Origin of the sequence: Sphingomonas rustica, assembly GCF_039652585.1 — a bacterium.
Lineage (GTDB): Bacteria > Pseudomonadota > Alphaproteobacteria > Sphingomonadales > Sphingomonadaceae > Sphingomonas > Sphingomonas rustica.
On sequence record NZ_JBDIZK010000001.1, the window covers coordinates 233,042 to 251,156 of the forward strand.

The following is an 18,115-nucleotide window of genomic DNA, read 5'->3' on the forward strand; positions in this document are numbered from 1 at the left end:
AGACTTTGAATGACCGACGAGACCGAAGCCGAGCTGACCGGCACCACCCCGCGCGTCCGCCCCAAGCCGTCGATCGACGAAGTTGGCGGTCGCAAGCTGAAGCCGTCGACGCTGATGATGGGCCATGGCTACGATCCCGTCCTGTCGGAAGGCTCGCTGAAGCCGCCGGTGTTCCTGACCTCGACCTTCGTCTTTCCCAATGCGGCCGCGGGCAAGCGCCATTTCGAGGGCGTGACCGGCAAGCGTCCCGGCGGTGCCGAGGGTCTCGTCTATTCGCGCTTCAACGGGCCGAACCAGGAAATCCTCGAGGATCGCCTGGCAGTCTGGGAAGAGGCCGAGGATGCGCTTGCCTTCTCGTCCGGCATGTCGGCGATCGCCACGCTGTTCCTGTCGATGGTGAAGCCGGGCGACACGATCGTCCATTCGGGCCCGCTCTATGCCGCGACCGAGACGCTGATCGCCCGCATCCTCGGACGCTTCGGCGTGCACTGGCTCGACTTCCCCGCCGGCGCCACCCGTGAGGAGATCGACGCGGTCCTGTCCAAGGCGGCAAGCGGTAACGTCGCGCTGATCTATCTCGAATCGCCCGCGAACCCGACCAACGCGCTGGTCGATGTCGAAGCGGTCGCCGCCAGCCGCGACGCGATCTTCACCGGCGCGAACAAGCCGCCGATCGCGATCGACAACACCTTCCTGGGACCGCTCTGGGCGCAACCGCTCAAGCAGGGCGCGGACATCGTCGTCTATTCGCTGACCAAATATGCCGGCGGCCATTCGGACCTGGTGGCGGGCGGCGTTCTCGGCACCAAGGAGCACATCAACACCATCCGTTCGATGCGCAACACGATCGGCACGATCTGCGACCCGAACACTGCATGGATGCTGTTGCGCAGCCTCGAGACGCTGGAACTGCGGATGAGCCGCGCGGGCGAGAATGCCGTAAAGGTCTGCGCCTTCCTGCGCGATCACCCCAAGGTCGAGCGCGTCGGCTATCTCGGCTTCCTCGAAGAGGGCAGCCGCCAGGCCGACATCTACAACCGCCACTGCACCGGCGCCGGCTCGACCTTCTCGCTCTACCTGAAGGGCGGCGAGAAGGAGGCCTTCGCCTTCCTCGATTCGCTCAAGATCGCCAAGCTGGCGGTCAGCCTGGGCGGGACCGAGACCCTGGCCAGCCACCCGGCGGGAATGACCCATTTGTCGGTGCCCGAGGCGCGCAAGCAGGCGCTGGGCATCACCGACAATCTGGTGCGCATCTCGATCGGCGTCGAGGATGCCGACGATCTGGTCGCCGACTTCGAAGAAGCGCTGAAGTCGGTCTGACGAGGCGGGCCCCGGCGAAATCCGGGGCCAACCGCCGCCGATCAGCCTTTTCGTGCTTCCGATTCGTCGATCAGCGTCAGCACGTCGCCGATCAGGTCGCGCATCGCGATGCGTGCGCCGTCCGGGTCCCCCGCCTGGATCGCGTCGCGCACCGCGGCGTGATCGGAGACGCTGGCGCTGCGGCCCTTGATCCGGTTGGTAAAGCGGATCGACGTGCGCAGCGCGGTGGTCACGACATCGCGAAACTGGATGTAGAACGGGTTGCGCGACGCCCGCAGGATCGCGACGTGAAAGGCGATGTCCGCCTCCAGCGTATCGTCCAGCCCGCGCTCGGCCGCTTCCATCCGCGCCAGCCCCTCGCCGATCCGCTCCAGCTCCGCATCGCTGGCGAACCGCGCGGCCAGCGCCGCCGCCTCGGGTTCGATCGCGACGCGCAGCTGGTTGAAATGCTTCAGCAGTTCGACCGAGAATTGCCGCTCGAGCAGCCAGCGCAGTACGTCGGTGTCGAACAGGTTCCACGACGCCGTCGGCTGGATCACCGTTCCCTGGCGCGGACGCGCGCTCAACAGTCCCTTGGCGGTCAGCATCTTCACCGCCTCGCGGGTGACCGACCGGCTGACGCCATGCTGCTTGGCGAGTTCCGCCTCGGTCGGGAACGCCTTGCCGTCGAAATGCCCGGTGACGATGGCGCGACCCAGGCTGTCCAGCATACCATAGGTGAGATTGCGCCCGAGCTGGGGACGGGTGTCCTCCAGAGCGAGCCTAGACATGTCGGCCAACCGCCACTCCCCTTCGTTTCTCTGTGCCCGACGTCTACCGGATGGTCGGACGAAGCGCTAGACAAGACCAATTAATAAGATAAATGAACGATGACGCCGCCGGTTCGGCCGAAGCGGTCCGGGGAGGGTAAGCCGTGACGAGTCTCTCGCAAATCGATATCATCGTGGTCATCGCCTATGCGATCGGCATCTTCGGGCTCGCCCAATGGGTCAGCCGCGAAAAGGCGGGCCACGCCAAGGACACGTCGGACTATTTCCTCGCCTCCAAATCGCTTCCCTGGTGGGCGATCGGCGCGTCGCTGATCGCGGCGAACATCTCCGCCGAACAGATCGTCGGCATGTCCGGGTCGGGCTATGCGGTGGGCCTTGCGATCGCGTCCTACGAATGGATGGCGGCGCTGACGCTGCTGATCGTCGGCAAATATTTCCTGCCGATCTTCCTGAAGAACCAGATCTACACGATGCCGCAGTTCCTGGAACAGCGGTACGGCAAGGTGCTGCCGATCATCATGGCGGTGTTCTGGCTCATCCTCTACATCTTCGTGAATCTGACCTCGATCATCTGGCTCGGCTCGATCGCGGTGAACAAGGTGGCCGGCATCAACCAGGACGCGGCGCTGATCGCGCTCGGCCTGTTCGCGCTGCTCTATCAGCTCTACGGCGGCCTCAAGGCGGTGGCGCTGACCGACATCGTCCAGGTCACGCTGCTGGTGCTGGGCGGGCTGGTCGTATCCTATCTGACGCTGAACCAGATCGGCGGCGGCCAGGGCGTGCTGGCCGGCTTCGACGTGCTGACCAGCCGCGTGCCCGAGAAGTTCGACATGATCCTCGAACCCGACAATCCCTTCTACAAGGACCTGCCCGGCATCGCCGTGCTGGTCGGCGGCATGTGGATCGCGAACCTCAGCTATTGGGGCTTCAACCAGTATATCATCCAGCGTGCGCTTGCGGCCAAGAACCTGGGCGAAGCGCAGAAGGGCGTCGTCTTCGCCGCCTATCTCAAGCTGCTGATGCCGGTGATCATCGTCCTGCCCGGCATCGCCGCGGTCGTGCTCGCGCCCGACCTCGCCAAGCCCGACGAGGCCTATCCGACAATGATGCGGCTGCTGCCGCCCGGCCTGCTCGGCCTGGTGTTCGCCGCGCTGATCGCAGCGATCATCGCCTCGACCGCCAGCAAGATCAATTCGATCGCCACGATCTTCACCCTCGACCTCTATGCCAAGGCGCGCGGCATCAAGACGCGCGGCGAGGACGGCGCCGTGACCTCCGCGGGGCAGGAAAAACACCTCGTGCTGATCGGCCGCATCACCGCAGCGATCGCGATCGTCATCGCGCTGCTGGTTGCCCGGCCGCTGCTCGGCAATTTCGATCAGGCGTTCCAGTTCATCCAGGAATTCTCGGGCTTCTTCACCCCGGGCATCACCGTGATCTTCCTGCTCGGCCTGTTCTGGAAGCGGGCGACCGAAGCCGGCGCGATCGTCGCGGCGGTCACGTCGCTCCTGCTGTCCGCCATCTTCTGGTTCCCCGCAGCCTGGGGCGGCAGCGCGACGCTGAACGCCGTGCCGTTCATGAACCGCATGTCGATCGTTTTCTTCGCCGCGCTGGCCCTTGCGGTGCTGGTCAGCCTCGTCCGGCCCGTCCCGACCGGCAGCAACCGGGTCACCATGGAAGGCGTCACCTTCTCGACTCCGCTGCTGTTCAACATCGCCAGCGCGCTCGTCGTCGTGATCCTCATCGTCCTGTACGCGACCTGGTGGTGAGCTTCGCCGGCACCTTCCTCGCGATCGACTGGGGGACCACCAATCGCCGCGTCTTCCTGATCGAGGACGGCCAGGTCGTGCGCACCGAACGCGACGGCCGCGGCGTCACCGCGGTGCAGGATTTCGAAGCCGAAGCAGCCGGCATCCGGGCACGCTTCGGCGACCTGCCGATGCTGATGGCGGGGATGGTCGGATCGAATATCGGCTGGCGGGCGGCGCCCTATGTCCCCGCCCCTGCGGGCATCGATGCGCTGGCGGCGAAGCTGCTGCGGATCGACGCACGCACCGCGATCGTCCCCGGCGTATGCGCCGCGGATCCCGCGGACGTGATGCGGGGCGAGGAAGTGCAGCTGCTGGGCGCGGTGGCCGCCGGGCTGGTGCCGGGCGATGCGCTGCTGGTTCAACCCGGCACCCATTGCAAATGGGTCGACATGCGCGGCGGCGCCATTGCCGGTTTCCGCACCGCGATGACCGGCGAGCTGTTCGCCCTGCTGCGCAGCCATGGCCTGCTGGCGACCCAGCTGGGCAGCGAGGTCATCCCCGGCCCCGCCTTCGCCGCCGGCGTCGAGGAGGGGCGAAAGCGCGACCTGGCGGCTTCGCTGTTCGGCATCCGCGCCGCCCGGCTGCTCGGCCAGCGCGACGACGCCGATGCCGCCAGCTATGCCAGCGGGCTGCTGATCGGCAGCGATGTCGCCGCCCGGCTGGAAGGCCGCAGCGGCCAGACGCTTTATATCCTGGCGGATGCGGCGCTGGGCGACCTGTACCGCGCGGCGATTCAGGCCAATGGCTGCACCGCGCATCGGGTCGACAGTCACGACGCGTTCGTGTCCGGCATTATCGAGGTAGCGAGACGATGAGCTTTACCGACGCGTTCGACGCCGCATTTGCGCGGCTGCCGCTGGTGGCGATCCTGCGCGGGGTGCAGCCCGGCGAGGTGGAGGCGATCGGCGAAGCGCTGGTCGCCTCGGGCTTCGACCTGATCGAGGTGCCGATGAACTCGCCCGATCCGCTCGACAGCATCGCCCGCCTGGCGACGCGCTTCGCCGGACGCGCCGTGATCGGTGCCGGCACGGTGCTGCGCGTCGATCAGGTGCGGGCCGTCCAGGACGCGGGCGGCACGATGATCATCTCGCCCAACGCCAATGTCGAGGTGATCCGCGCCAGCGCAGCGGCTGGCCTCGTCTCGCTGCCGGGCATCGCCACCCCCAGCGAGGCGTTCGCCGCGATCGACGCCGGCGCGACCGCGCTGAAGCTGTTCCCCGCCGAGGCGGCGAGCCCCGCCGTGCTGAAGGCGATGGGCGCGGTGTTGCCCAGGGGCACGCGCATGCTGCCCGTCGGCGGCATCTCGCCCGACACGATGGCCCCCTGGCTGGCCGCGGGCGCGGCGGGCTTCGGTCTGGGCTCGGCGCTCTACAAGCCGGGCCTGTCGGCGGACGAGGTCGGCGCCAACGCCCGCGCATTTGTGAGCGCCCTGCGCGGCTGAGCGACCCCCCGCCCCTGTTCCGCCTTCGCCGCCGCTTTGGTGCCGAATAATCGGGATCACCGGTTGCCGCGACGCCCGCCTTGGACTTACACTTGTGTAAACAAGAGGGAGAGGGAGAGGGTGATGCAGGATCCGGAAATCGGCTTGCTGGCCGACAGCGCGGCGCGGTTCTTCGAGCGGGAGGCGACGCCCGAGCGGATTGCGAAATGGCGCGAGGAGGGGCGCGTCGAGCGCGCCTTCTGGCGCCAGGCTGGCGAGGCCGGCCTGCTCGGCGCATCGATCCCGACGGAATATGGCGGCGGCGGCGGCGATTTCCGGCACGACGTCGCCCTGGTCGAGGAAGTGGCGAAGCACGGCGTCGAGGGATTCGCCCTGTCGCTCCACAATGTGATCATCCTCCCCTATGTCCTGGCGCACGGGACCGAGGAGCAGAAGCACCGCTGGCTGCCCAGGCTGTGCTCGGGCGAAAGCGTCGCGGCGATCGCGATGAGCGAGCCCGGCGCGGGATCGGACCTGCAGGCGATCCGCACGACCGCGCTGAAGGACGGCAACGGCTATCGCATCAACGGCGCCAAGACCTTCATCTCGAACGGTCAGATCGCCGATTTCGTCATCGTCGTCGCCAAGACCGATCCGGCCAAGGGCGGCAAGGGCGTGTCGCTGCTGGTGGTGGAAACCGACCAGGCCGAAGGCTTTCGCCGCGGCCAGGCGCTCGACAAGATCGGCCTGGACGCGCAGGACACGTCGGAGCTGTTCTTCGACGATGTCTGGGTGCCTGCCGAAAATCTTCTCGGCACCGAGGAGGGACAGGGATTCCGCCAGCTGATGGCCGAGCTGCCGCGCGAACGGCTGATCATCGCGGTCGGATCGGTCCAGACCATGGCCAAGGCGGTCCAGGTCACCAGCGACTATGTCAAGGAACGCCAGGCCTTCGGGCAGCGCATCTTCGACTTCCAGAATACCCAGTTCAAGCTGGCCGAATGCAAGGCCAAGGCGGAGGTCGCGCGCGTCTATGTCGAGGATTGCGTCCGCCGCTACATGGACGGGACGCTCGACCTGACCACTGCGGCAATCGCCAAGCTGTGGGTGACCGAGGCGGAATGGGAGGTCGTCGACGCCTGCCTCCAGCTTCATGGCGGCTATGGCTATATCAATGAGTATCCGATCGCGCGGATGTGGCGGAACGCGCGAGTGCAGCGGATTTATGGCGGATCCAGCGAAATCATGAAGTTACTGATCGCCCGATCGCTGTAACGCCGGGATCGCCTTTTCCGGCACTTTCCGCTACGGAAGTGCAGGTGAACCTGCAGCGCTCCTGGTGGTCGGCGTTCGCGAGCTTCAGCATCGCGGTCGCGCTGTTCGTGTCGCTGCTGCCACAGGGCGTGGCGGTGGCCGCCTATGAGCGCGCTGCGTTCAGCGAGCATGACGCCGGGATCCAGCTGCTCGTCCCCGATCGCTATATCGACGGGCGACGGCTCTCCAAGGACTGGCGGCCCGAAAGCAATCGCAGCGACCTCGACGGCGGCGCCTTGCTGCCGATCGATCCGCAGATGCTGGCCGGCGTTGAGCCGGTCGGCAGCGTACCGGCCGCGGCCACGGCGTATCGAATCGAGCTGCATCGCTGGCGCCCCCGGGCCCAGCCGCGGGCACCGCCCCTCCCCTGACCTTGTCCTGATCGACGCCGGAACCGTCCGGCGACCCATCATATTCGGCGTGCCCCGTTCATGACGTGCGGACGCACGCCAGCAAGGCAATGAAGATGATTATCGAACATGAAGCCACCTCGCGCGCGCTTGATCGCCGCAGCGGGGCCGACGTCACGACGGACGCGATCGAGGATATCCTGCGTCGCTATCCCAAGGTCTTCCAGGTCGAGATCGACCGGGCCGTGATGTTCCTGTCCAGCGCCCCGGTCCTGCAGCGCGCGGTGCTGTCGGCACGGCCCGGCATGCAGGCCAAGATCGACCGGCTGCGCCGCGATCACCCCAAGGCGTTCCGTAACGGGTCGACGGGCTATGTCCTTGTCGGACTGCTCAGCGCGACGGTGATCCTGCTGGGATATCTGGTCTCCGGCATCGGCTGACCGGACCGGCCGCAAGGGCGGATGCGTTCGGCGCGTCCGCCCTTCGCGGGGCGCCGTCCCGGGGTTGAAGCCGCCGGGTGCGAGGCGTACCTCGCGATCATGAAGAATTCCGACTCCGCTGCGCTCGACCATATCGAGACGCATCTCGACGACGCGATCGAACGGCTCTTCTCGCTGATGCGCGTCCAGTCCGTGTCCACCGACCCGGCCTATGCCGAGCAATGCCGGCGTGCCGCAGCGCTGCTGGCCGAAGAACTGGCCGGGATCGGCTTCGATGCGCGGGTCGCGCCCACGCCGGGCCATCCGATGGTCGTCGCCCATTATGACGGGCCGGGACCGCATATCCTGTTCTACGGCCATTACGACGTGCAGCCGATCGACCCGATCGAGCTGTGGACGCGCGATCCGTTCGACCCCTCGCTCGAATCGCGCGACGATGGCAGCCGCATCATCACCGGCCGCGGCGCCAGCGACGACAAGGGGCAGCTGCGCACCTTCGTCGAGGCCTGCCGCGCGTGGAAGGAAACCACCGGCTCGCTTCCCTGCAAGATCACCATCCTGTTCGAGGGCGAGGAGGAGTCCGGTTCGCAGAGCCTCGACCCGTTCCTGCGCGAGCATGCCGAGGAACTGCAGGCCGACTTCGCGCTGATCTGCGACACGCTGATGTGGGATCGCGAGACGCCCGGCCTGACGATCGGCCTGCGCGGCATGGCCGCCGGCGAAGTCACGGTGCGCGGCCCGTCGCGCGATCTCCATTCCGGCCTCTATGGCGGCCCGGCGCGCAATCCGATCCAGTTGCTCGCCACCATCCTGGGCGAGATGAAGGACAAGGATGGCCGGGTCACGCTGGCCGGTTTCTATGACGGCGTCCATCCGGTCGGCGACGCGGTGCGGGCCGATTGGGATCGGCTGGGCTTCGACGGTGCCGAATATCTGGGCGAAGTCGGCCTCAGCCAGCCCGCGGGCGAGGCCGGACACGATGTCCTCGAACAGGCGTGGGCGCGGCCGACCGCCGAGGTGAACGGCATCTGGGGCGGCTATACCGGCGAAGGCTTCAAGACCGTCATCCCGGCCGAGGCACATGCCAAGATCAGCTTCCGCCTGGTCGGCGACCAGGACCCTGACAAGGTCTGGGCGGCGTTCGAGGCGCATGTCCGCGACCGCCTGCCGGCCGACTGCACCGCCGAGTTCAGCCTGCGCGGCCCGGGCAGCCGCGCGATCACCGTCCCCAGCGACAGCGCCGCGCTGCTCGCCACACGCGAGGCGCTCGATGCCGAATGGGGCAAGTCGGCGCTGCTCGGTTGCGGGGGCTCGATCCCGGTCGTCAACTCGATCCGTTCGATCCTCGACATGGACACGGTGCTCGTCGGCTTCGCCCTGCCGGACGACAATATCCACTCCCCCAACGAGAAGTACGAGCTGAAGAGCTTCCACAAGGGCATGCGCAGCTGGGTGCGGATCCTGGGCAAGCTCGGCGAGATGGCCGATGCGCGCGATGCGGTCGCCGCGGCCTGATCCGGCGGGCCGACGCTCCGGCCGGAGCGGTTGACGTGGCCGTGCGGGCGGACGATAGCGGGACCATGGTTCCCCTTTCGTTCGCCGGCCACGAGTTCATGGCGCTGCCCGAAGGCGCGCTCTACTGGCCTGCGCGGCGCGCGCTGCTGGTCGCCGACCTGCATTTCGAAAAGGCGAGCTGGTTCGCGGCACGCGGCCAGATGCTGCCGCCCTATGATTCGATCGCGACGCTGAGCGAGCTGGAGGCGCTGGTCCTGCGCACCGACGCGCGCGAGCTGTGGTGCCTGGGCGACAGCTTCCACGATTCGCTCGGGTGCGAGCGCCTGCCCGATCGCGCGCGGGCGCTGCTGACCGGCCTGACCGGCCGCCTCGACTGGCGCTGGATCACCGGCAACCATGATTCGAGGTTCGTCGATCACTGCGGCGGCACGATCCTGGAGGAAGCCGAGGTCGACGGCCTGCTGCTGCGGCACGAGGCCGATCCCCGCGAGCTGCGCCCCGAGCTGTCAGGCCATTTCCACCCCAAGCTGCGCGTGTCGGTGCGCGGACGCCAGGTCTCGCGCCGCTGCTTCGTCGCGACCGGCGCCAAGCTGATCCTGCCGGCGTTCGGCGCGCTCACCGGCGGCCTCGACGCGCATCATCCGGAGATCGTGCGCGCCGTCGGCCGGCGTGCCGAGGCGCTGATCGCGCTCAACGGGAAGCTGCTGCGCTTCCCGATCGCCGCCTGAACGCGCGGCTCAGAGCTTTCCGAACACGCCTTCGAACCCCGCCAGGTCGTCCTTGGCGAGATAGCCTGCCTGCTCGATCCAGCGATCGCGCGCCATGCGCCCCTGGAAGTCGCCAAGCTGTGCGTCGAGCGCTTCCGCCGCGCTGGGCGAGAGCGACGCGATCTGCTCGAAACGGGTAATGCCCAGGCCGTTGAGCCGCTGTGCCAGCCGCGGCCCGACGCCCTTCATGCGCGTCAGGTCGTCCGTCGCCGGCTCGGCCGATACCGGCTCGGCGAGATCCGCTGCCAGTGCGGCGGGGCCGGCATCGAGCGGCGCGGCCGCGGCGATCGGCTCGTCGGCCAGCGGCGACGGGGCGGGCGCCTCCTCGACGACCGGCTCGCGGGTCGGCGGCGGCGGCGCGGGTTCCGGTTCCGGCGCCGGCGGCGGTGCGATCGGCGGCAGCGGGCGGGCAGCGGGCAGATCGGCGAAGGGCGACGCCGCCTCGGACGGGCCTTCATGGATCTCGTTCTGCGCTTCCAGCGCGCGGCGGGTGTTCGCCGCGCGGCGCGCGCAGACCGCGCCCCACCACAGGATGGCGACACCGATGATCACGCCGATGCCGATGATGACGAACGGCAGCGTCAGCCATACGGGGCCGCCGGGCAGCAGCGGAGCGGTCGATTGCAGCATTTCCATCGCGGGCGCCTTCCCAGCTTGGTGTCTCGAAACGTCTCAAAGACATAGCGCCGGATCGTGCCGCGTCCAGCGCGCAGCGCCCCGGCGATCAGCCCTGTTCGCGCTCGACCTCGCGCCAGCCGATGTCGCGGCGGCAGAAGCCGGTCGGGAAGTCGATCGCATCGACCGCGCGATAGGCGGCCGCCTGCGCCTCGCGGACCGACGCGCCGGTGGCGGTGACGGTCAGCACCCGCCCGCCGCTGGCGACCAGCCGGCCGTCCGCCAGCCGGGTGCCCGCATGGAACACCCGCGCGCCGGTCGCCTCGGCCGCGTCGATCCCGTCGATCCTCCCACCCGCCTCGGGCGTGCCGGGATAGCCGTTCGCCGCCATCACCACCGTCAGCGCGGTATCGTCGGAGAAGCGCGGCGGCGCGCGTCCGGCCAGCTCGCCCTTCTCAGCGGCGACCATCCATTCGAGCAGGTCGTCCTCCAGCCGCATCATCAGCACCTGGCATTCGGGATCGCCGAAGCGCGCGTTATATTCAATCAGCTTGGGACCGTCGGCAGTCAGCATCAGCCCGGCATAGAGCACGCCCGAATAGGGATTGCCCTGCCGCGCCAGCGCCTCGACCGTGGGGCGGACGATCTCGTCGATCGCGCGCGCCTCCAGCTCGGCGGTCAGCACCGGCGCGGGGCTATAGGCGCCCATGCCACCGGTGTTCGGACCGGTATCGCCCTCGCCGACGCGCTTGTGATCCTGCGCCGATCCGAACGAGACATAGGCGGTGCCGTCGGTCAGCACGAACAGGCTCGCCTCCTCGCCCTCCAGGAACTCCTCGATCACCACGCTGCCGCCGGTGCCCGAGAAGATGTCGGCGATCGCCGCTTCGGCATCCTCGCGGGTCATCGCGACGGTCACGCCCTTGCCCGCGGCCAGGCCGTCCGCCTTCACCACCACCGGCACGCCGAAATCGTCGAGCGCGGCCAGCGCGCCGTCCTTAGATTCCGCCCGCGCATAGGCGGCAGTCGGGATATTCTCGCGCGCGCACAGATCCTTGGTGAAGCCCTTCGACCCCTCCAGCTGCGCGGGAAAGCGGTTCGGCCCGAACACGCCGATCCCCATCGTGCGCAGATTGTCGCCCAGCCCCTCGACCAGCGGCGCCTCCGGCCCGACCACGACGAACTGGATCGAATGGCGGATGCAGAAATCGATCAGCGCGCGGTGATCGCCCGCCGCGATGTCCGCAATCTGCGCATGCTGCGCGATGCCGGGGTTGCCCGGCGCGGCATAAAGCGTATCCAGCAGCGGCGATTGCGCGAGCTTCCAGGCGAGCGCATGTTCGCGTCCGCCCGATCCCACCAGCAGGACGTTCATGCCTGATCCCTTTTTTGACGCACCATCGGGGCGGCTGGTAGCCGAGCCGACGCCCGGCGACAACGCCGCGCCGCTCAGCATCAGCGAAATGTCCTCGAAGCTGAAGCGGATGGTCGAGGGTGAGTTCGGCCATGTCCGGCTGCGCGGCGAGATTTCGGGGTGGAAGCGCGCCGCATCGGGTCATGCCTATCTCGCGCTGAAGGATGCCGATGCGGTGATCGACGGCGTCATTTGGCGCGGCGCTGCCAGCGCGCTGCCCTTCCAGCCGCAGGACGGGCTGGAGGTGGTCGCAACCGGCAAGCTGACCATCTATCCCGGCCGCTCGAAATACCAGATCGTGATCGAGCGGATGGAGCTGGCCGGCGAAGGCCAGCTGATGGCGCTGCTCGAAAAGCTGAAGGCCAGGCTCGCGGCGGAAGGCCTGTTCGATCGCGAGCGCAAGCAGCCGCTGCCCTATCTGCCCAGGGTGATCGGCGTGGTCACCTCGCCCACCGGCGCAGTGATCCGCGACATTCTCCACCGGCTCGAGGACCGCTGCCCGACGCATGTCCTCGTCTGGCCGGTCAAGGTCCAGGGCGACGGATCCGCGGCCGAGATCGCCGCGGCGATCCGCGGTTTCGACGCCATCGCACCTGGCGGTCCGCTTCCCCGGCCCGACCTGCTGATCGTCGCGCGCGGCGGCGGCTCGATCGAGGACCTGTGGTCGTTCAACGAGGAAGTCGTGGTCCGCGCTATCGCCGGCTGCTCCATTCCGCTGATCTCGGCGGTGGGCCACGAAACCGACACCAGCCTGTCCGATTTTGCCGCGGACCTGCGCGCGCCAACCCCCACCGCGGCGGCGGAGATGGCGGTGCCGGTGCTCGCCGAACTGCGCCACGGCATCGCCAGCCTGGCGCTGCGCACCCAGCGTTGCGCGAAACGCTATCACGAGCGCGCCTGCGAGCATCTCGCGGCGCTGGTCCGGGTCCTGCCGAAGCGCGACGCGCTGCTCGGGCCGCAGCGCCAGAAGGTCGACGATCTCGGCGCGCGGCTGGATCGCGGGCTCGAGCGCAAGGTCCAGCGATCCCGCGGCGAGCTCGACCGCGCGGCCGGCGCGCTGCGCCCCGCCACGCTCGACCAGCGGCTGGAGACGGCGCGGCACCGGCTGGAGGGCGCATCGCGCCTGCTGGACTCGGTCAACCCCGACAATCTGCTCCAGCGCGGCTATGTCCGCGTCGGCGCGCGGCCTTCGGGTAAGGTGATCACCACCGCCGAGGAAGCCCGCGCGGCCGGGGCCATTACGCTCCAGTTCAGGGACGGGCCGATAGATGCCCGGGTTGAGCGTGCGGGCGGCAAATCCTATGAAGGATCCAGGCCCGAACAGCCGAGCCTGTTGTGATCAGAACCGTTTGCGGATCGAGCCTGCCATGTTGATGTCGAACAATCCTCGCGCCGCCAAGCTCCACTATATGGCAAATGGCTTTCGCATGCTGTCGCCGGGCGATCATGTCGTCTGCGCCGCCTCGGGCGAGCGCGTTCCGCTGGAAGTGCTGCGCTACTGGAGCGTTGCCCGCCAGGAACCCTATGCCAGTGCCGAACTCGCGACCCGGACTCTCCTCGCCTGATGCCATTGTCGCGCGGCGTCGTCCGGGCCGGTATCGTCCTGTTGCTGCTCGCCGCCGAGCTGCCGGCGGGCATCGCCACCGCCTCGGCCCAGTCCCTGTCTGCTGCACCGGCGTCCGACCCGAGCGATCCGTTTCGCCTGCGCGGTGAATTGACCCAGGGCGGCTGGGCCATCGGTACCGCCCCTCCCGGCACTACCGGCCTCAGCCTCGATGGAACAGCGGTGCCGGTCGAACGCGACGGCGCTTTCCTGATCGCCTTCGACCGCGACGCCGGGCCGCAAGCGCTGTTGGTCGCGGCTCGCAACGACGGCAGCCGGGTCACGAAAAGCCTGACCATCGCGCCGCGTGCCTGGCAGATTTCCCGGCTCAATCGCCTGCCCCGCTTCCCGGTCCCGCAACCCGAATTCGTCCGCCTGCGCCAGCCCGAACTCGAACAGATCGCCGCTGCCCGCGCGCAAACGACCGGCGCCGAAGGCTGGCGTCAGCATTTCGTCTGGCCCGTGACCGGCCGGATTTCGACCCGCTTCGGATCGCAGCGCATCTATGCCGGCGAACCCGGCGCCTATCATTCGGGCGTCGACGTCGCCCGGCCGACCGGAACGCCGATCGTCGCCCCTGCCGACGGGGTGGTGATCCTGGCGACCACGGCACCGTTCACCCTCGAAGGGCGGCTGCTGATGATCGATCACGGCGCCGGGCTCAACAGCGCCTTCATGCACCTGTCGCGCATCGACGTGCGCGTCGGCGACCGCGTGCGCCAGGGCCAGACGATCGGCGCGATCGGCGCCACCGGCCGCGCGACCGGCCCGCATCTCCACTGGGGCATGAAATGGCGCGATGCCCGCATCGATCCGTTGCTGTTCGCCGGAGCGATGCCGGCGGCAAATTAGCGCGCCATCTCAGCGCAGGCGCTTGATCCGGATCGAGCGGCGGCCATTGACGGAGGCGCGATAGCTCCCGAGGATCCCCGCCTGGATCCGGATGCTGTCGCCAACCTTGGCGCCGAAGCTGAGCTGCTCCTCGGTCGTCTGCCAGCTGCTACCGTCCTTCAACCGGATCACCCAAAGGCCGTGACCGGTCTCGGCCGCGCTCTCCACCGTGTCGGTGATCTCGGTCACCTCAGGCTCGTCATTGCCGCCGAACAGCTTGATGTTGGGCAGCGAGAACCCGAACACGGTCCGCTTCGCCTTGCGCGCGCTCTCCCGGTCCAGGACCACGATCCGCCGGCTGTCGCGTGCCTCGGCAATCGCCGCGGTCGCCTTGTCCATGCAGGCGAGCCGCGCGCCTGAATCGGCGACGCCGCGGCAGGCCATCAACCCATCGATCAGCGCGCTCGCCTCGCCGGCCTTGTCCTGTGCATGTGCGGAAACGGGCACGACCGCGATCAGCGCCGCGCCCAACAGATATCCTGATCGCATGCTTGCCTCCGACGCCGACTATCCGTCGGAACTGCGCGCGCCACAAGCGCGACATCAGCGATGCCGTCGTCCCGTTACATCACTGTGATGAATTTGCCACAATGTGTCCGGATTTTTTCGCGCCTGCAACAATACGGTTTGCCGTTTCGCGTGGTTCGATAAGATTGTTACCACTTGTGGCAGCTTTTCAAGGGAGGAGCTGTGCGCAGGAACACACCAGACAGGCACAGGCGCCTTCTAGGGGGTACTCAAATGAAAGTAGCATTCCGTTCGCGGTTGCTTGCATCGACGCTTTTCGTCGGCGCAGCAGCCTTCGCGACGCCCGCGTTCGCGCAGGACGAAGCACAAACGACCGAGGCACAGCCGACCGACGAGATCGTCGTCACCGGCACGCTGATCGGCAATCCGAACCTCTCCGCATCCAGCCCCGTGGCCGTGATCGGGTCCGAGGAAATCGGCCTGCGTCAGAGCAACACTGCAGAGGAAGTGCTGCGCGACCTTCCCGGCGCGGTGCCCAGCATCGGCTCGGCGGTGAACAACGGCAATGGCGGCTCGGCCTTCGCCGATCTTCGCGGCCTCGGCAACTTCCGTAACGTCGTCCTGCTCGACGGCACTCGCATCACCCCGTCCAGCAGCGTGGGTCGCGTCGATCTCAACAACATTCCGCTGGCGCTTGTCGAGCGCGTCGACGCCCTGACCGGCGGTGCTGCGACCACCTATGGTGCGGACGCGGTTTCGGGCGTGCTGAACTTCATCACCAAGCGCGATTTCTCGGGCCTCGAGGTTTCGCTGTCGAACCAGCTGACCGAGCGCGGCGACGGCGCCTATTTCCGTGGTGACATCACCATGGGCGCAAACTTCGACGACGGCCGCGGCAACGCGGTGCTGTCGATCGGTTACCAGCACTCGAACGCGGTCTATCAGGGCGCGCGCGAGATTTCGCTGAACAACTACACCTCGACCTCGGGCAGCCGCGGCGGTTCCGGCACGACGGTTCCGGCGCGCTTCACCCTGCCGAGCTCGTATTTCTCGATCGTTCCGGGCACCGGCACGCTTCGTCCCTATTCGGGCGCACGCGACGGCTTCAACTTCAACCCGTACAACGTCTTCCAGACGCCGTTCGAGCGGTTCAACATCTTCGGCGCCGCGCGCTACGAAGTGACCGACAATGTCGAGGTCTATACCCGCGGCATCTTCTCGAAGAACAAGGTCAACACGATCATCGCGCCGTCGGGTGTGTTCGGTCAGCTGCTGACCATCCCGGTCAGCAACCCGTTCCTGCCGGCCTCGGCTCGTGCCCAGTTCTGCGCGAACAACGACTTCGATCCCAACACCGCCGGCATCCAGACGCTGACCACCGCACAGTGCGATGCAGCGGCGGCAGCCACCAACCCGAACGACCCCAATTTCCGCAGCTTCACGACGACCGTCGGCCGCCGCACCACCGAGCTTGGGCCGCGCACGTCCGAGTTCGTGACGCAGTTCTTCGATTACCGCGCGGGCGTGAAGGTCAAGTTCAGCGAGAGCGTCTCGCTGGATGTTTCGGGCAGCTATGGTGAGTCCGAGAACCGCCAGCAGCAGGACGGCTATGTGCTGATCTCGCGTCTGCGCACCGCGGTCTACACCACCAGCGCAACCAGCTGTAACCTCGGCGCCTCGCCGACGGTCAACAACCCGAACCCGTTGCTGCCGCCGCTCGCAAGCGCCGGTGCCGCGACCAATGCGGGCTCGGGCTGCGTCCCCGTCAACATCTTCGGCGCGGACGGCTCGATCACGCCAGCGATGGCGCCGTACCTCACCGCATCGGCCGGGACTGCCCAGCTCACCTCACTCACCCAGGCACGTGCCCTGTTGAGCGGTGATCTCGGCGTTAACCTGTTCTCGGATCAGTCGATCGGCTTCGCGCTCGGTGCCGAGTATCGCAAGTACACCGCACGCCAGACCGCGGACGTTCTCTCGCAGACCGCGGGCGAACTCGGCGGTGCCGGCGGTGCCGTGCCCAACTTCTACGGCGCCTATGACGTCAAGGAAGTCTATGGCGAGTTGATCGCCCCGGTGTTCGACGGCTTCACCCTGGAAGGCGGTATCCGCTACTCGTCGTACAGCGTCGAAGCGCCGGGCGACCCCAGCTACAACACCACCACCTACAAGGTCGGTGGTACCTGGGAACCGGTCGAGGGCTTCAAGGTCCGCGGCAACTATCAGCGCGCGGTCCGTGCACCGAACATCGCCGAACTGTTCTCTCCGGTTAACACCGGCCTGACCAACCTGGCGGTCGATCCGTGCCGCGGTGCGAATCCGGTGAACAATGCGACGCTGCGCGCCGTCTGTCTCGCCCAGGGCGCGCCGCTCAGCTCGATCGGCTCGATCCAGAACCCGACCTCAGGTCAGGCAAACGCCACCACTGCGGGCGGTACCTATCTGCGGCCGGAAACGTCGGACAGCTTCACCGGCGGTGTGGTGTTCCAGCCCAGCTTCGTTCCGGGTCTGTCGATCTCGGTCGACTATTACAACATCCGCATCGAGAAGGCGATTTCGCAGCCCACGCCGGGCGATCTGGTCGATGGCTGTTTCGGTGACAACACCGGCGCCGGCGCCAGCACCACCAACCCGATTTGCGCACTCTTCTCGCGCAACCCGGTTACCGGCGGTCTTGACGGCGATCCGGCCACGACCCGTGGTCTGATCTTCCCGGCATCGAACTCGGGCATCATCCTGACCGACGGTATCGACCTGAACGCGGCCTATCGTCGCGACCTGGGCTTTGCGAAGCTGAACTTCACCTTCTTCGGCAACTGGACCAACCGTTCGCGGTTCCAGTCGCTCGCTCCAGGTGCAGTGATCCCGCCGACCTATCCGGGTGCTGGCGGCGCGCTTCCGGTCGTCGCACCGCGTGAGTGCGTCGGCTATTACAGCCAGGATTGCGGTTCGCCGGGTTCGGCCGGCCCGTCGTCTTCGGCGGGCTCGATCCAGCCGGAGTTCAGCTGGCGGCAGCGCACCACGCTCAGCTTCGGCGATGTCGACGTGTCGCTGCAGTGGCGCCACATCGGCAAGATGCAGGCCGAGCCGGGCACCGTTGCCTTCTCCGGCACGATCGGCGCGGGCGTTCTTGCAGGTCGCGAAGTCAATTTCGGGCGGATCCCGTCATACGACTATTTCGATCTCTCGACCCGTTTCGGCGTGGGCGAGCATTTCGACCTGACCTTCACCGTCCAGAACCTGTTCGACCGCGAACCGCCGATCGTCGGCGGCACCATCGGCTCGACCTCGTTCAACAGCGGCAACACCTATCCGTCGACCTACGACGCGCTGGGTCGCCGTTATGCAGTCGGTGCGCGCCTCAAGTTCTAAGGCACGTTCCACAAGACAAGAGGGGGGTGGGCAGCAATGCCCGCC

Annotated in this window: 17 protein-coding genes; 13 read left to right on the top strand and 4 right to left on the bottom strand. The window is 67.6% G+C overall.

The window, feature by feature from the left end; genetic code table 11:
- Window positions 1-9: 9 nt before the first annotated feature.
- Window positions 10-1,320, top strand: coding sequence for a cystathionine gamma-synthase family protein (locus TPR58_RS01085; protein ID WP_346244748.1), 1,311 nt, complete (start codon window positions 10-12; stop codon window positions 1,318-1,320).
- A 41-nt stretch (window positions 1,321-1,361) separates the two neighbouring features.
- Here TPR58_RS01085 and TPR58_RS01090 read toward each other — a convergent pair whose 3' ends face one another.
- Window positions 1,362-2,090 carry a FadR/GntR family transcriptional regulator gene (locus TPR58_RS01090; protein ID WP_346244749.1) on the bottom strand — a complete coding sequence of 243 codons (729 nt, stop codon included), beginning with the start codon at window positions 2,088-2,090 and terminating at the stop codon, window positions 1,362-1,364.
- A gap of 143 nt (window positions 2,091-2,233) precedes the next feature.
- Between TPR58_RS01090 and TPR58_RS01095 the strand changes: the two genes are divergently transcribed.
- The 8 genes from TPR58_RS01095 to pdeM all read left to right on the top strand — a co-directional run bounded on the left by TPR58_RS01095 (window position 2,234) and on the right by pdeM (window position 9,668).
- Window positions 2,234-3,859, top strand: coding sequence for a sodium/sugar symporter (locus TPR58_RS01095; RefSeq protein ID WP_346244750.1), 1,626 nt, complete (start codon window positions 2,234-2,236; stop codon window positions 3,857-3,859).
- On the top strand, window positions 3,850-4,716 hold the full coding sequence (locus tag TPR58_RS01100; RefSeq protein WP_346245115.1) for a 2-dehydro-3-deoxygalactonokinase: 867 nt from the start codon (window positions 3,850-3,852) through the stop codon (window positions 4,714-4,716). Before TPR58_RS01095 ends, TPR58_RS01100 begins: the two co-directional genes overlap by 10 nt.
- Window positions 4,713-5,342 carry a 2-dehydro-3-deoxy-6-phosphogalactonate aldolase gene (locus TPR58_RS01105; RefSeq protein ID WP_346244751.1) on the top strand — a complete coding sequence of 210 codons (630 nt, stop codon included), beginning with the start codon at window positions 4,713-4,715 and terminating at the stop codon, window positions 5,340-5,342. Before TPR58_RS01100 ends, TPR58_RS01105 begins: the two co-directional genes overlap by 4 nt.
- Window positions 5,343-5,465: 123 nt before the next feature.
- Window positions 5,466-6,596 (top strand): acyl-CoA dehydrogenase family protein, encoded by a 1,131-nt coding sequence (locus TPR58_RS01110; RefSeq protein WP_346244752.1) that lies wholly within the window; start codon window positions 5,466-5,468, stop codon window positions 6,594-6,596.
- Between the two features lie 44 nt (window positions 6,597-6,640).
- Window positions 6,641-7,006 carry a hypothetical protein gene (locus tag TPR58_RS01115; RefSeq protein WP_346244753.1) on the top strand — a complete coding sequence of 122 codons (366 nt, stop codon included), beginning with the start codon at window positions 6,641-6,643 and terminating at the stop codon, window positions 7,004-7,006.
- A gap of 95 nt (window positions 7,007-7,101) precedes the next feature.
- Entirely contained in the window at window positions 7,102-7,425 is a 324-nt protein-coding gene (locus TPR58_RS01120; protein WP_346244754.1) for a hypothetical protein, read from the top strand.
- 99 nt (window positions 7,426-7,524) lie between these two features.
- Window positions 7,525-8,940, top strand: coding sequence for a M20/M25/M40 family metallo-hydrolase (locus tag TPR58_RS01125; RefSeq protein WP_346244755.1), 1,416 nt, complete (start codon window positions 7,525-7,527; stop codon window positions 8,938-8,940).
- Window positions 8,941-9,005: 65 nt separating this feature from the next.
- Entirely contained in the window at window positions 9,006-9,668 is a 663-nt protein-coding gene (pdeM, locus tag TPR58_RS01130) for a ligase-associated DNA damage response endonuclease PdeM (protein ID WP_346244756.1), read from the top strand.
- Between the two features lie 9 nt (window positions 9,669-9,677).
- Here pdeM and TPR58_RS01135 read toward each other — a convergent pair whose 3' ends face one another.
- Window positions 9,678-10,343, bottom strand: a complete 666-nt coding sequence (locus TPR58_RS01135) for a hypothetical protein (protein WP_346244757.1) — start codon at window positions 10,341-10,343, stop codon at window positions 9,678-9,680.
- A gap of 88 nt (window positions 10,344-10,431) precedes the next feature.
- Window positions 10,432-11,697: a phosphoribosylamine--glycine ligase gene (purD, locus tag TPR58_RS01140; protein ID WP_346244758.1), complete on the bottom strand. Its 1,266-nt coding sequence runs from the start codon at window positions 11,695-11,697 to the stop codon at window positions 10,432-10,434.
- Between purD and xseA the strand changes: the two genes are divergently transcribed.
- From xseA to TPR58_RS01155, 3 genes are read left to right on the top strand one after another with little or no spacing between them, the layout of a single operon-like run.
- Window positions 11,696-13,075: an exodeoxyribonuclease VII large subunit gene (xseA, locus tag TPR58_RS01145; protein ID WP_346244759.1), complete on the top strand. Its 1,380-nt coding sequence runs from the start codon at window positions 11,696-11,698 to the stop codon at window positions 13,073-13,075. The two genes, purD and xseA, sit on opposite strands and share 2 nt — an antisense overlap.
- Before the next feature lie 28 nt (window positions 13,076-13,103).
- A complete protein-coding gene (locus TPR58_RS01150; RefSeq protein WP_346244760.1) occupies window positions 13,104-13,301 on the top strand; it encodes a DUF2093 domain-containing protein in 198 nt (65 codons plus the stop codon).
- The gene (locus tag TPR58_RS01155) at window positions 13,301-14,191 is read left to right on the top strand and encodes a M23 family metallopeptidase (protein WP_346244761.1); all 891 of its coding nucleotides are present in this window, start codon (window positions 13,301-13,303) and stop codon (window positions 14,189-14,191) included. The genes TPR58_RS01150 and TPR58_RS01155 overlap by 1 nt, the downstream gene beginning before the upstream one ends.
- 9 nt (window positions 14,192-14,200) lie before the next feature.
- Here the strand turns inward: TPR58_RS01155 and TPR58_RS01160 are convergent, their stop codons facing one another.
- Window positions 14,201-14,719 carry a hypothetical protein gene (locus tag TPR58_RS01160; RefSeq protein WP_346244762.1) on the bottom strand — a complete coding sequence of 173 codons (519 nt, stop codon included), beginning with the start codon at window positions 14,717-14,719 and terminating at the stop codon, window positions 14,201-14,203.
- Window positions 14,720-14,971: 252 nt separating this feature from the next.
- Between TPR58_RS01160 and TPR58_RS01165 the strand changes: the two genes are divergently transcribed.
- Window positions 14,972-18,070 (top strand): TonB-dependent receptor domain-containing protein, encoded by a 3,099-nt coding sequence (locus TPR58_RS01165; RefSeq protein WP_346244763.1) that lies wholly within the window; start codon window positions 14,972-14,974, stop codon window positions 18,068-18,070.
- Window positions 18,071-18,115 lie beyond the last annotated feature (45 nt).

Excerpts from the sequence above, each read along its gene's own strand:
- TPR58_RS01085 (WP_346244748.1), top strand. The coding sequence starts at position 10 with ATGACCGACGAGACCGAAGCCGAGCTGACCGGCACCACCCCGCGCGTC.
- TPR58_RS01090 (WP_346244749.1), bottom strand. The coding sequence starts at position 2,090 with ATGTCTAGGCTCGCTCTGGAGGACACCCGTCCCCAGCTCGGGCGCAAT.
- TPR58_RS01105 (WP_346244751.1), top strand. The coding sequence starts at position 4,713 with ATGAGCTTTACCGACGCGTTCGACGCCGCATTTGCGCGGCTGCCGCTG.
- TPR58_RS01110 (WP_346244752.1), top strand. The coding sequence starts at position 5,466 with ATGCAGGATCCGGAAATCGGCTTGCTGGCCGACAGCGCGGCGCGGTTC.
- TPR58_RS01120 (WP_346244754.1), top strand. The coding sequence starts at position 7,102 with ATGATTATCGAACATGAAGCCACCTCGCGCGCGCTTGATCGCCGCAGC.
- TPR58_RS01125 (WP_346244755.1), top strand. The coding sequence starts at position 7,525 with ATGAAGAATTCCGACTCCGCTGCGCTCGACCATATCGAGACGCATCTC.
- pdeM (WP_346244756.1), top strand. The coding sequence starts at position 9,006 with ATGGTTCCCCTTTCGTTCGCCGGCCACGAGTTCATGGCGCTGCCCGAA.
- TPR58_RS01135 (WP_346244757.1), bottom strand. The coding sequence starts at position 10,343 with ATGGAAATGCTGCAATCGACCGCTCCGCTGCTGCCCGGCGGCCCCGTA.
- xseA (WP_346244759.1), top strand. The coding sequence starts at position 11,696 with ATGCCTGATCCCTTTTTTGACGCACCATCGGGGCGGCTGGTAGCCGAG.
- purD (WP_346244758.1), bottom strand. The coding sequence starts at position 11,697 with ATGAACGTCCTGCTGGTGGGATCGGGCGGACGCGAACATGCGCTCGCC.
- TPR58_RS01150 (WP_346244760.1), top strand. The coding sequence starts at position 13,104 with ATGTTGATGTCGAACAATCCTCGCGCCGCCAAGCTCCACTATATGGCA.
- TPR58_RS01155 (WP_346244761.1), top strand. The coding sequence starts at position 13,301 with ATGCCATTGTCGCGCGGCGTCGTCCGGGCCGGTATCGTCCTGTTGCTG.
- TPR58_RS01160 (WP_346244762.1), bottom strand. The coding sequence starts at position 14,719 with ATGCGATCAGGATATCTGTTGGGCGCGGCGCTGATCGCGGTCGTGCCC.
- TPR58_RS01165 (WP_346244763.1), top strand. The coding sequence starts at position 14,972 with ATGAAAGTAGCATTCCGTTCGCGGTTGCTTGCATCGACGCTTTTCGTC.